At 64.6% G+C, this 12,484-nt stretch carries 9 protein-coding genes; 6 read left to right on the top strand and 3 right to left on the bottom strand.

All coding sequences use genetic code 11. The annotated features are described in order from the left end of the window. The first annotated feature begins 18 nt into the window (after positions 1-18). Both flgK and D4Q52_RS05500 read left to right on the top strand, forming a co-directional pair. Positions 19-1,884: a flagellar hook-associated protein FlgK gene (gene flgK, locus D4Q52_RS05495; protein WP_119855544.1), complete on the top strand. Its 1,866-nt coding sequence runs from the start codon at positions 19-21 to the stop codon at positions 1,882-1,884. Positions 1,885-1,891: 7 nt separating this feature from the next. Next, the gene (locus D4Q52_RS05500) at positions 1,892-3,499 is read left to right on the top strand and encodes a flagellar biosynthesis protein FlgL (protein WP_119855545.1); all 1,608 of its coding nucleotides are present in this window, start codon (positions 1,892-1,894) and stop codon (positions 3,497-3,499) included. A gap of 66 nt (positions 3,500-3,565) precedes the next feature. Here D4Q52_RS05500 and D4Q52_RS05505 read toward each other — a convergent pair whose 3' ends face one another. Beyond that, positions 3,566-4,483: a LysR substrate-binding domain-containing protein gene (locus D4Q52_RS05505; protein ID WP_119855546.1), complete on the bottom strand. Its 918-nt coding sequence runs from the start codon at positions 4,481-4,483 to the stop codon at positions 3,566-3,568. 155 nt (positions 4,484-4,638) lie between these two features. Here D4Q52_RS05505 and D4Q52_RS05510 point away from each other — a divergent pair, with 155 nt between their 5' ends. After that, positions 4,639-5,838 carry an MFS transporter gene (locus tag D4Q52_RS05510; RefSeq protein WP_182915237.1) on the top strand — a complete coding sequence of 400 codons (1,200 nt, stop codon included), beginning with the start codon at positions 4,639-4,641 and terminating at the stop codon, positions 5,836-5,838. Positions 5,839-5,876: 38 nt separating this feature from the next. Here the strand turns inward: D4Q52_RS05510 and D4Q52_RS05515 are convergent, their stop codons facing one another. After that, a complete protein-coding gene (locus D4Q52_RS05515) occupies positions 5,877-6,851 on the bottom strand; it encodes a helix-turn-helix domain-containing protein (RefSeq protein WP_234831087.1) in 975 nt (324 codons plus the stop codon). 199 nt (positions 6,852-7,050) lie between these two features. Here D4Q52_RS05515 and D4Q52_RS26170 point away from each other — a divergent pair, with 199 nt between their 5' ends. Together D4Q52_RS26170 and D4Q52_RS05520 are read left to right on the top strand one after the other, a co-directional pair. Further along, complete coding sequence (locus D4Q52_RS26170) at positions 7,051-7,437, top strand: hypothetical protein (RefSeq protein ID WP_147407755.1); 387 nt, start codon at positions 7,051-7,053, stop codon at positions 7,435-7,437. A 26-nt stretch (positions 7,438-7,463) separates the two neighbouring features. After that, positions 7,464-9,689, top strand: coding sequence for a sensor domain-containing phosphodiesterase (locus tag D4Q52_RS05520; RefSeq protein ID WP_119855548.1), 2,226 nt, complete (start codon positions 7,464-7,466; stop codon positions 9,687-9,689). Between the two features lie 101 nt (positions 9,690-9,790). Here D4Q52_RS05520 and D4Q52_RS26175 read toward each other — a convergent pair whose 3' ends face one another. Then, positions 9,791-9,988, bottom strand: a complete 198-nt coding sequence (locus tag D4Q52_RS26175) for a hypothetical protein (protein WP_147407757.1) — start codon at positions 9,986-9,988, stop codon at positions 9,791-9,793. 105 nt (positions 9,989-10,093) lie between these two features. Here D4Q52_RS26175 and D4Q52_RS05525 point away from each other — a divergent pair, with 105 nt between their 5' ends. Continuing rightward, positions 10,094-12,340 (top strand): DUF1522 domain-containing protein, encoded by a 2,247-nt coding sequence (locus D4Q52_RS05525; protein ID WP_119855549.1) that lies wholly within the window; start codon positions 10,094-10,096, stop codon positions 12,338-12,340. The last annotated feature ends 144 nt before the right edge of the window (positions 12,341-12,484 follow it).

Here is a 12,484-nt window from a genome sequence, read left to right on the forward strand (position 1 = left end):
TTCAACGGGTAGGCGGCCATGAGTCTCGGAGACGCACTTTCGATCGCGATGGCCGGCCTGCGCGCGAACCAGGCGGCGATGTCGTTGGTGTCGTCGAACGTCGCCAACGCGGAAACGCCCGGCTACGTTCGCAAGACCGTCAATCAGGTCCAGACCTATTCCGGCCCGGCGGGCAGCGGTGTCTCGGTCGTGGGCGTCAACCGCGAACTCGACGCCTTCCTGCAAGCCCAGCTTCGCACCGAAACCTCCGGCGCGTCCTACGCTTCGCTGCGAGCCGACTTCCTCAACCAGGTGCAGGGATTGTTCGGCGATCCGAATTCGACCGGGACGCTGGAGAACTCCTTCAACGAATTGACCGCTGCGGTGCGGGCGCTCGCCACCAGCCCGGATAGCACCTCGGCACGGATCGGCGTGCTCAACGCCGCGCAGGTGATGTCAGGTGCACTCAACGCGATGTCGAACGGCATCCAGGCGCTGCGCAGCGGCGCCGAGACCGGGCTGTCGGACAGCACCACCACCGCCAACAACCTGCTGCAGCAGATCGCCTCGATCAACAACAACATCCGCAGCAATCCGGCCGGCGGTACCTCGACCGACGCGGCGACGGCGGCGATGCTCGACCAGCGCGACCAGGCCATCAGTCAGCTCGCCCAGCTGATGGACATCCGCGTCGTCACCGACGCCTCCAATCAGGTGACGGTCTTCACCGGCTCCGGGGTGCAACTCGCCGGCATGCAGGCCGCCAAACTATCGTTCGACGCGCAGGGCACGGTGACGCCGACGACGACCTGGAGCTCGAACCCGGCCAACAGCCAACTCGGGTCGGTCAAGGTCAGCTATGCGGACGGCAGCTCGATCGACCTGACGGGCTCGCTGAAGTCCGGCAAGATGGCCGCCTATATCGAGCTGCGGGACAAGTCGCTAGTGCAGGCGCAGACCCAGCTCGATCAGTTCGCGGCCTCGATGGCGAGCGCACTGTCGGACAAGACCACGGCCGGCACCCCTGTGACGTCCGGTACCCAAGCCGGCTTCGCGCTCGATCTGTCGAACATGAAGTCCGGCAACACCATCAATATCAGCTACACCGACACGGTCACCGGGACCCAGCGCACCGTCTCGGTGATGCGGGTGGACGATCCCTCGTCGCTGCCGCCGCCTCAGACCGCGACGCTCGACCCCAACGACTACGTGGTCGGCATCGATTTTTCCGGAGCCTCCGGATCAGTCACTGCGCAGCTCAATGCCGCGCTCAACGGCCGCAACCTGCAATTCACCGGCACCGCGCCGAACATCACGGTGCTGAACAACGTCAATTTTTCGACAGTCACTGCGGCGTCGGTGACCAGCACGGTGACGTCGCTTGCCGGCGGCAGCGCCGAACTGCCGCTGTTCACCGACGGCAGCTCCGCTTACAGCGGCGCGTTGACCGGCACAGGCTCGCAGATGACCGGTTTCGCGCAGCGCATCGCCGTCAATCCGGCGCTGGTCAATGATCCGGCCAAGCTGGTGGCCTATACGGCGTCGACGGCGGCCGGCGATACCACGCGTCCGGACTTCATCCTCAAGCAGCTCAGCACCAGCAAGTTTCTGTATTCGCCGTCGACCGGGGTCGGCTCGACAGGCACGCCCTACAACGGCACGCTGCAGAACTATCTGCAGCAATTCGTGTCGCTGCAGGGCTCCAACGCGCAAGCGGCGTCGCAGCTGTCCGACGGTCAGACCGTGGTGCTGAACACGCTGCAGCAGAAGTACTCGACGAGCTCCGGCGTCAACATGGACGAAGAAATGGCGCATCTGCTGGCGCTGCAGAATGCGTATTCGGCCAATGCGCGGGTGATGTCGACGGTGAACCAGATGTATCAGACGCTGATGCAGGCAATGTGAGGCAGCAATGGCGATCGATGGCGTAAGCGGGCGTACCTCCTATATCGGCACCGGCATCGTCAACATCCGGAGTCAGATCGAGAGCCTGACCGCACAGCTGGCGAACGGCCGGGTATCGACCACCTATGCGGGCGACGGCACCGGCCGCAGCCTGGCGATCGGCATGCGGGCGCAGGTGGCGAACATCGCCAGCTATTCCGACACGATGACCAACATCAACACGCGGATCAGCGTCGCCAATTTGTCGCTGCAGCGGCTGAACGCGATCGGCAGCGAGGTCAAGGGCGCGGCCGCGAGCGCCGGCGCGACGCTCGACAACACCGGTCAGTCGGCGGGCCAGAAGACGGCCGGTCTGGACTTCTTCGACGCCGTCGACATGCTCAACGCCCAGTCCAGCGGCCGCTATCTGTTTTCGGGACGCGCCACCGACACCGCGCCGGTGACCTCGGCCGACCAGATCATGAACGGCAACGGCGCGGCGATCGCCGGGCTGAAGCAAGTAATCAGCGAGCGCCATGACGCCGATGTCGGCACCAACGGCATGGGGCGGACCATCGTCTCGGCCGGCGCCACGCCGACCTCGGTGCAGATCGGCGAGGACTTCGCGGCCAATCCCTACGCGACACCGACCGCGATCGGGGCGTCGCCGTTCGGCCTGAAGATCGCGTCGATCTCGACGACGATCGCGGGCGCGACGACGACGCAGCCCACCGAGACGCCGCCGACCACGGCGCCGGCCGCGCCCAATCCGGTGGCGATGGGCATCGACCTCAACGGCAACCTGCCGAAGGAGGGCGACACCGTGTCGTTCACCTTCAATTTGCCGGACGGCACCCAGGAAACCATCAAGCTGACGGCGTCGTCGCAGACGCCGCTGCCGGCCAACAGCTTTGCGATCGACCCGGGCGATCCGCTGGCGGTGCCGGCGGTGCCGGCATCGCCGACGATCACTGCCGGCAATCTCAAGACCGCGCTGAGCAATGCGGTGCAGCAGCTGTCGGGCAGCGCGCTGGCGGCCGCCTCGGCGATCAAGGCCGGCGACGACTTCTTCAACAACACGCCGCCGCTGCGCGTCGCCGGCAGCGCGCCGTTCGGCGCGGCGACCGGGCAGGTCGCCGGCACCAAGGCCGACACCGTGTTCTGGTACAATGGCGAGCCGGACTCGCCGACCGATCCGGCGCGCGGCACGGCGATCGGCCGCGTCGACGACGCCATCACGGTGCAATACGGCATCCGCGCCGACGAGCAGGCGCTGCGCAAGCAGCTGCAGACCGTGGCGGTGTTCGCCGCGGTGACGACCTCGGCGAGCGATCCGAACGGCGCCAACAAACTCGCCGCGCTCAACCAGCGCGTGGCTGCGAACCTGGCGGTGGTGCCGGGCGAGCAGACGATCCAGAATATCCAGGCCGATCTCGCCGGCGCGCAGGCCTCGATGAAGGCCAGCGGCGATCGTCAGACCCAGACCAAGGCGCTGGCGCAGACCATGCTGGACTCGATCGAGGGGGTGAACAACGACGAGGTCGCGACCAAGATCCTGGCGCTGCAGACCAGCCTGCAGGCGTCCTATCAGTTGACGTCGCAGCTCTATCAGATGAGCCTGGTCAAGTTCCTCTGAGGCCCTTTGCGGCGCGCCGATCGATCCCTGCAGCTGCGCTCGGCGGCTGATCCGCGACCTGACACGTCACGCGCTGCCGGCGGATGGCCGGCCTTCGCGCTCCAGCCAATCGCAGAACACCGCGGTCGGCGAGTCGTGCTGGCTGCCATCGGCCACGTAGGCGAAGTAACTCCTGGCGGGAAGACTGATGTCCGGAAACGGCGCGACCAGGCGGCCGGCCGCGACGTCGTCGGCGACCAGCGCTGTGGGGCCCATCGCCACGCCCAGGCCGTCGAGCGCGGCCTGGATGGACAGAAAGAAGTGATCGAACGTCAACGTTTCGGTCGGGGTAATGCGGGGCTGTCCGGCCTGCACCAGCCAGTCGTGCCAAAGCCGCGGCATCGACGAAACGTTCAGCAAAGTATGCCGCGCCAGATCAGAGACGTCGTCGAGCGGCAATTTGGCGAGCAGGGCAGGGCTGCACACTGGTAAGCGGCGTTCCGAGAGAAACAGCCGCGATGCCATGCCGTGAAATGCATCCGGCCCGCCGCGAATGACGACGTCGAACGTCTCCGGCAGCGCGTCGATCGGTTCGTTCGAGGTCGTCAGCCGAACCTCGATGTCGGGACGTTCGGCGCGGAAACGTTTCAGCCGCGGCAGCAGCCACCGCATGCTGAACGTGGCCAGCGCATTGACGCGGAGCACGGCCGCCGGACCGTCACCCTGCGTCGCGTGATGGCGCTGCACAGCCTCGGCAATGCGATCCAGCGCCGGGCCGAACTCGTCGAGCAGCGCCTTGCCGGCGGACGTGAGCGTGACGCGCCGCGTCGAGCGCCGGAACAGCGGCGGATCTCCCAGCCGGTCTTCCAGCAGGCGCACCTGCTGGCTGATTGCGCCATGCGTGACGCCCAGTTCGATGGCGGCTTGCTTGAAGCTCTCGAGCCGCGCCGCCGCCTCGAACGCCCGTACCGCATTGAGCGGCGGCAAAGATCTGCGTGGAGCCATCGTTAGAAATCCTAACCCATCAGCCGATTATTACTGGTTTGTGACAGCTGCAGCAATCGCTCAAGGTTGTCAGACGAACTGTCGTGAGCCGAAAGACACGCCATGAATCAGATTTTCTTCTGCTGCGCTCGGGTGGACGCAGGGGGCGCGTGGAGATGACGGAGTTGGCGGAGGCTGCCGGAGCCCGTCCCGACCGTGATGCATCGGGGCTTTCGAAACCCGAAAAGTCGCGCAGCCTGCTGGCCGCATGTCTCGCCCATGCGCTTCATGACGGCTACACCGACGCGCTGTACGCCTTCCTGCCGGTCTGGCAGGCGCAGTTCGGCTTGTCGTATGCGATGCTGGCGGTCGTGCGGGCGTTGTATTTCGGCACGATGGGCGGTCTGCAGATCCCGGCCGACCGGGTGCTGCGCGGCTGGTCACCGCGGGCGGCGCTGATCCTGTCCACCACCGCGGCTGCGGCGGGCCTGTTGCTGATGGCGCTGCCGCTCGGATTTGCCGGCCTGTGCGTCGGCCTCGTTGTCGCCGGCATCGGATCGAGCATCCAGCATCCGCGCGGCTCGATGCTCGTCGTCGCCAGCTACGGCACCGCCGCACGGCAGCCGCTCGGCATCTACAATTTTTCCGGCGATCTCGGGAAGGCCGCCTTGCCGGCGGCGGTCGCGATGCTGTTGCCGATCCTCGCCTGGCAATCGGTGCTTTTGCTGCTGGCGGGGCTCGGAGCGGTGATCGTGGCCGCGCTGGCGACGCTGACGCCGGCTGCCACTCCCAGCGATGTCGTCAAAGACGCGGCGCCGGGCCGCGGCGGTGGCGGCTTTCGCATCCTCACCACGATCGGTGCGCTCGATACCGCAACTCGCATGGGGTACCTGTTGTTTCTGCCGTTTCTGATCCACGCACAGGGCGGCGGATTGCAGGCCGTCGGGGCCGCGCTCGCGCTATTGTTCATCGGTGGCGCTTTCGGCAAGGCGACATGCGCCTGGCTCGGCGAGCGGCTGGGCGTGGTCGGCACCGTCATCATCACCGAGACGGCGACCGCCTTGCTGATCGCGGCGACGTTGGTCACGCCGCTGCCGCTCACCCTTGTGCTGTTGCCGATGCTCGGCGTCGTGCTGAACGGCACGTCGTCTGTGCTGTACGGCACTGTCCCGGATCTATCTACGGGCGATACCGGGCGTGCCTTCGCAATCTTCTATACCAGCGTGATCTGTGCCGGCGGGCTGGCGCCGATCCTGTACGGCACGATTGCCGACCACAGCAGCCGCACCGTCGGCGTGCTGGCCTCGGCCGCCACCGCGGCGCTGATCGTCCCACTCGTTTTGGCGCTGCGGCCGCATCTGCACCGGCGCCGCTGAGCGCCTGGCCACGTGTCAGCGCAATGATCGTCTCGCCGTCAGGACCGATCAGCGCGCTGGGATTGAAGCGCTGTCTTCTGATACTCGCCGGGTGACATCCCGTAGGCCGCTTTGAATCGGCGGCCGAAATAGGTCATGTCCGAAAAGCCCCAGCCGTGGGCGATGTCGGAGACGGTGCGATGCGCCTGGCTGGGATCTTCAAGCGCGCGCCGGCAGTGCGACAGGCGTCGGGAGAGGATCAGGCGGTGCAGGGACGAATCCTGATCGGCGAGCAGTTCATTTGCATAGCGGACGCTTATTCCCACCGCATCGGCGACGAGCTGGCCGTCGAGCCGGCAATCCGTGAGCCGCGCTTCCACGACTGATCGGATCTGCCCCAGCAACAACGCTCTCGGACTCGAGACGCGTCCGACAACGTTCGCCATGGTTCTGGCGATGGATAGTCCGAGGAGATCGAGCACGTGATTGGCGACGAGATCTTCTGTCGTGCGAGTCGTTTTCCCGACCAGCGACGGCAGCTTCGCGGCGCTGGCCAGTGCCAGCTCGTCATCAAAACGCTCGGCAGTGATCCGATGCCCGATCAGTTCCCGGTTTCGACCGATCCGCGCGTGGATGGCGCGCCGCGGCGCCTTGATCAGCAGGGTTTTCGAATCCTGCGAGAACCGCGCATTGTAAGGCATCAGCGGCTCGATCAGCATCAGTGAGCCGGCTTTCAGATCGACCTCGCGGGCGTTCTGAACGACCTGAAGGCTGCCCGACAACTGCAGACAGACGAACATCGCATCGGGACTGGTGCGTTCGACATGGGCGGAGCTGTGAGAGACCAGCATCGACGAGTTGCTGAATTCGACGAGCTCCAGAGTTCCAAACGTCGCCGCTTTGATTTCGGCCTGAAACGCCAGGCGATCGTCAGGTACCGAGTCGTGACCGACGATGTTCTTGCAGGCGATACTGTGCCAATAGTCAAAACGGTCGCGCGGATGAACAGACGCGGTCGAGAAGATAGTATCCAAGTTTATCGTTTCCTAACCGTAATTTCACCCATAGATCGCGCCAACCAGGCCGATCCGGAGCCCAAAGCATCGACTATCAGGGTTGGTGAACGTTCGGCCGAACTCGCGTTGCGCGTAGGCACGGCGCGGAGTTGGCACGAATTGAACTAACTCACAAGCTCCGTGTGCTCACAAAGGGCCCGGGCGATGGGCACCTGCCATGCAAGACGACGCGTTGGCATTACAGGGCGGAAACCAATCCTCACGCGCGGTGGATAGTCCCATTCGCCGCGCCGTCGTGCTTCGTTCTGTCGACGAAACACCGGCGGCTGTCTGTCCGACTGTCAAACGACCTTTACAAAAACGCGTGTGGTTCGATCCGCCGCGTCCGGTGGTCTGCGCCCTTGATGAAGGTGCGACGGTCGAGTGTGTTGTTCTTGGTATCTGGAATAGCGGCGCCAGGATTCGTGCGCAGAGTCCTCGTCTGCTCACCGAGTTCAACTTGCTGTTTGCATCGGGGCCGGCGCCGGTGTGGCGACGCTGCAAGCGTTTAGTCGTGCGCGGGGACGTGGTCGATGTCGAGTTTCTGCCCAAGACACCGCGATAACGAGTTCTCAAGCAGGTCGGGTACAGATGAGCTTTCCGCTGCCTCCAGACGAAACCGAGCGATTGGCCGCTCTTCGAGCCTTGCAGATCCTGGACACAGCGCCGACCCGCGATTTCGATGGCATCGTGCGGCTGGCGCGCGATTTGATGGATGTTCCCATCGCCGCGATCTCGCTGCTCGACCAGCACCGGCAGTGGTTCAAGGCTGTCGAAGGGTTCGACTGCAGGCAGACTCCGCGAGATATCGCATTTTGCGCACATACGATCTGTTCGCCCGAGCCGCTGATCGTGCCCGACACCGCCGAGGACGGTCGATTTCGGGACAATCCGCTGGTCCAGGGCGCTCCGCACATCAGGTTCTACGCAGGAATTCCTCTGAAACTCGGAGATGGACCGAACCTCGGCAGTCTTTGCGTGATCGATACCAAGCCGCGCAGCATGACGGAGCAGGAACTCGTGCGGCTCGAGAACCTCAAGGAGATCGCCGTTGGTCTCCTCAGCAATCACGCCCGTTCGATGCAGACCAGTCAGCAGGAAAGAACCATCAAGGATCAGGAGCAGCTGCTTTGGAAGAACCATCGGCTGCTGGAATCCGCCTGTGAGCTGGGAAAACTGGGGGCCTGGGAGCACGACATCGCGACCGGGCAATTCAGGTGGACACGCGGCATGTTCAGCCTGCACGAGATGGCGTCAGACACCGAGTGCAACATCACGGCGCAGTTCAACCTCTACCCCGAGCCGGAACGGACGCGCCTCAGGACGCTGATCAGCGAAGCTGACCGCGCACGGCGGCCGTATCGCTTCGAGGGGCGGATGTACACCATCAAGGGAAATCTGAAGTGGGTCCGTCTGGTGTCCGAAGTCGAACTCGACGGCAGTCGTCTGGTTCGGCGCTACGGCTTGAAGCAGGACATCACCGAGGAAAAGCTGCTGCTGGAGCGCGTCAAGAACCTGGCCAGTTCCGACGAACTGACGGGGCTGGGCAACCGTCGCGCCACAAGATGGGCGCTCACCCGACTCGGCAAGTCCGGACTGACGCCGATTGCGCTGCTGACCCTCGACCTCGACGGATTCAAGGAGATCAATGACACGCACGGCCACGCGGCCGGCGACTCGTGTCTGCGTCGCATCGGTCAGCGGCTGAAGGCCGTCGCGGGACCTGAGGTCGTGGTCGCCCGTACGGGAGGGGATGAGTTTGCGTTGATCTGGGCCGGTGCCGACGAGGCTGGGCTCGAGCGCCTGATCGAAAGCGTGCTCAAGGCGATCCGCAAGCCGGTCGCCTGGCGCGGGCACAGCTGCTATCTGTCCTGCTCGATCGGCGTCGCTACCCGTGACGGCAACGGCTGCTTCGCTCCGGACGAGCTATTGCAGGAAGCCGATTTGGCTCTCTATGAAGCCAAGCGTGAGGGCAAGAACTGCTGGCGGCGGTTCCGCAGCGAACTTCAGGCGGCCACGATCGAGCGTAAGGCGATCCTCAAATCGGCCAGGAAAGGTTTGAGCCAGAGCCGATTCAAGTTGTTCTTCCAGCCCAAGGTGCTGCTGAGCAATGGAGCGCATTGCGGCTTCGAGGCATTGCTGCGCCTGGTCACCGAGGACGGCGCAATTCTCGCGCCCGGGGCGTTCTCGGCGGCTCTGGACGATCGGTCGCTTTCGAGGTCCCTGGGAGACTTCGTGATCGAAGCCGCCGTCAAACAAGCGCGGACGTGGCGCGACGCCGGCGTCACATTCGGCCATATCGCGATCAATCTGAGCGCGAGCCAATTAAGGTCGCCCGGCTTCGCGCAGCATCTTCTCGATCGGCTGGATGCGCATGGACTGCCTCACCGTCATATCTCGGTGGAGGTGACTGAAGGGATCTTCCTGTCGTCGCGGGCTGATGCGATCACCGCAAACTGTCGGGCGCTGCGGGAAGCCGACGTCAGTATCGCCTTTGACGACTTCGGGACCGGATATGCGTCGCTCACTCACCTGCGTGATTTTCCGGTCGACACGATCAAGATCGACCGCTCGTTCGTTGCGGGCCTGGGCAAAGGGAAATGCTCGCTGGCCATTGTCAACGCGATCATCGGGCTCGGAAACAATCTGGGGTTGGACGTAGTTGCCGAAGGTGTGGAGACGCAAGCGCAGCGCGAATATCTCGCCGCCGTCGGCTGTCATTTTGCTCAGGGCTTCCTGTTCGGAAGGCCGCTGCCGGCCGAAGACGCGGAACGAACGCTGGTCCGATCGCCGCGCGCTGTTTCTGACGCGGCCTGAGCCAGCCTGCTGATCCTCGCCGCCGGACCGCGGCGGTCCTGCCGCGTCGGTCCGCCCAAGTCCTCAGTCAGGCAAGGCCGGGCGCGCGCGTACGGAGCTGGTTAAAGATCCGTCAACGCACAGGCCGTCGCCGCGTCGATCGCGTAGCGGCTTTCGTTTGCGTGCGCGCGACCGCGCTCTGACGAAGCTGCACTAATTGCAGCATCTTTCCACACATCCAACTGATCACTGCGTTCGCGATCGCGCCAGTTACCTCGTAATTTCACGAGAAGAATGCGTGAATTGATGCCCGTTTCCATGCGCTAAAGGGAGCACCTTACCTTTACGCATTCTTAGAGTCTCGCCGTCATGGTTCCGCGGTCGATCAAGAAGATCGTATTTGCGCACCAGGAAGGTAGCATCACATGTCAGGAATCGTTCTCTCGAACGCCGTTCGCCAGAATCTCTCTTCGCTTCAGGCCACGGCAGACCTGCTCGCCACCACCCAAAGCCGCCTCTCGACCGGCAAGAAGGTGAACTCGGCACTCGACAATCCGACCAACTTCTTCACCGCTGCCTCGCTCGACAACCGCGCCAGCGACATCAACAACCTGCTCGATGGCATCGGCAATGGTGTGCAGATCTTGCAGGCTGCCAACACCGGCATCACGTCGCTGAGCAAGCTCGTGGACAGCGCCAAGTCGATCGCCAACCAGGCGCTGCAGACCACCGCTGGCTACACCACCAAGTCCAACGTCTCGACCACCATCAACGGCGCGACTTCGGACGACCTGCGTGGCACCACCAGCTACAGCTCGACCTCGGCGCTGAGCAACGTGCTGTACTCGGGCGCGGCTGGCGGCACCACGGCGGCGACTTCGGCCAAGACTCTCGGCGGCGTGGCCGGCTCGCTGGTCGGCACCGCGGTCAACGACACTGCGACGTCGCCCGCTGTGATCACTGCCGCGACCAAGCTCAACGACACCGGCGGCGCCAATCCGGCCCTTGGTACGGCGACCGTTGCCGACGGTGACTCGTTCACCGTGAACGGCAAGACCATCACCTTCAAGGCCGGCGCAGTGCCGACCACGGCTCCCTCCGGAACGTCGATCACCGGCAACGTCGTCGTCGACACCACGGGCAATTCGACCATCTATATCGGCGCCAGCACGACCTCCTCGACCGCAACGGTCGGCGACGTGCTGCATGCGATCGATCTCGCCAGCGGCGTTGCGTACAACAACGCCGGCACCGTGACGGCCAACGCCGGCCAGACGCTGTCCAGCATCACGGCCGGTGCCGTCACGCTGAAGAGCTCGACCGGTGCTGACCTGTCGGTCTCCGGCAAGGCCGACCTCCTCAAGTCGTTCGGTCTGACCAGCGCGGTCGGCGGTGGCACCACGACGGTGTCGGCGAACCGCACCACTGCGGCCTCGACCCTGGGCTCGCTGATCCAGGACAACTCGACGCTGACCGTCGATGGCAAGACCATCACCTTCAAGAATGCCCCGACCCCGGCGGCCTCCGCGACCCACACCGGCGTGTCCGGTGCGGTCGAGACCGACGGCAAGGGCAACTCGACGGTGTATCTGCAGGCCGCGACCGTCTCCGACGTGTTGAACGCGATCGACCTCGCCACCGGTGTGCAGACCGCGACGCTGGACGCGGGCGGCGCCACCTTCGCGGCGGCGACCGGCCAGACCAAGTCGTCGATCAATACCTCCGGCGCGCTGAACATCAGCACCGGCAGCAATGCCGATCTGTCGATCACCGCCGGTACCGGCAATGCGCTGTCGGCGCTCGGCCTCAGCGGCAACACCGGCACCGACCTGTCGTTCACGGCCGCCCGCACCACCAGCGCGGGTAATGTGTCGGGCAAGACCTTGACCTTCTCGTCGTTCAATGGCGGCTCGGCGGTCAACGTCACCTTCGGCGACGGCAGCAATGGCACCGTGAAGACCCTGGCGCAGCTCAACACTGCGCTGGCGGCCAACAACATGGTGGCGGCGATCGACAACTCGACGGGCAAGCTGACGATCTCGACCTCCAACGACTATGCCTCGCACACCATGGGCGGCACGGACGGCGGCGTGATCGGCGGCACGTTGAAGGATACATTGTCGTTCTCGTCGGCTGCGGCGCCGGTCGCGGACGTCAATGCCCAGACCACCCGTGCGGGCCTGGTCAAGCAGTTCAACGACATCCTGGACCAGATCACCACGACGGCTCAGGACGCTTCGTTCAACGGCGTCAACCTGCTCAACGGCGATACGCTGAAGCTGGTCTTCAACGAAACCGGCAAGTCGACGATTTCGATCCAGGGCGTCACCTTCAACCCGACCGGCCTCGGCCTGTCGAGCCTGACCTCCGGCACCGACTTCATCGACAACACGGCGACCAACGCCGTGCTGGCCAAGCTCGGCAACGCGACCACCGCGCTGCGCTCGCAGGCGTCGGCCTTCGGTTCGAACCTGTCGATCGTGCAGGCCCGTCAGGACTTCTCGAAGAACCTGATCAACGTGCTGCAGACCGGCTCGTCCAACCTCACGCTGGCCGACACCAACGAGGAGGCTGCCAACAGCCAGGCACTGTCGACCCGTCAGTCGATCGCGGTGTCCGCGCTGTCGCTGGCCAACCAGTCGCAGCAGAGCGTGCTGCAGCTGCTGCGCTGATCCGCGGCGATCGTCGCAGCAAACGTCATCGGACGGCGGGGGAAACCCCGCCGTCCTTTTTTTGATTCGCAGCGGCCGGATGGGGTGGGAGCGAGCCAGAAGCTCCGTTCGTCTCATATCGTCGGGCGGTTCGAGATGTTGATT

This window comes from Rhodopseudomonas palustris (assembly GCF_003591005.1).
Lineage (GTDB): Bacteria > Pseudomonadota > Alphaproteobacteria > Rhizobiales > Xanthobacteraceae > Rhodopseudomonas > Rhodopseudomonas palustris_K.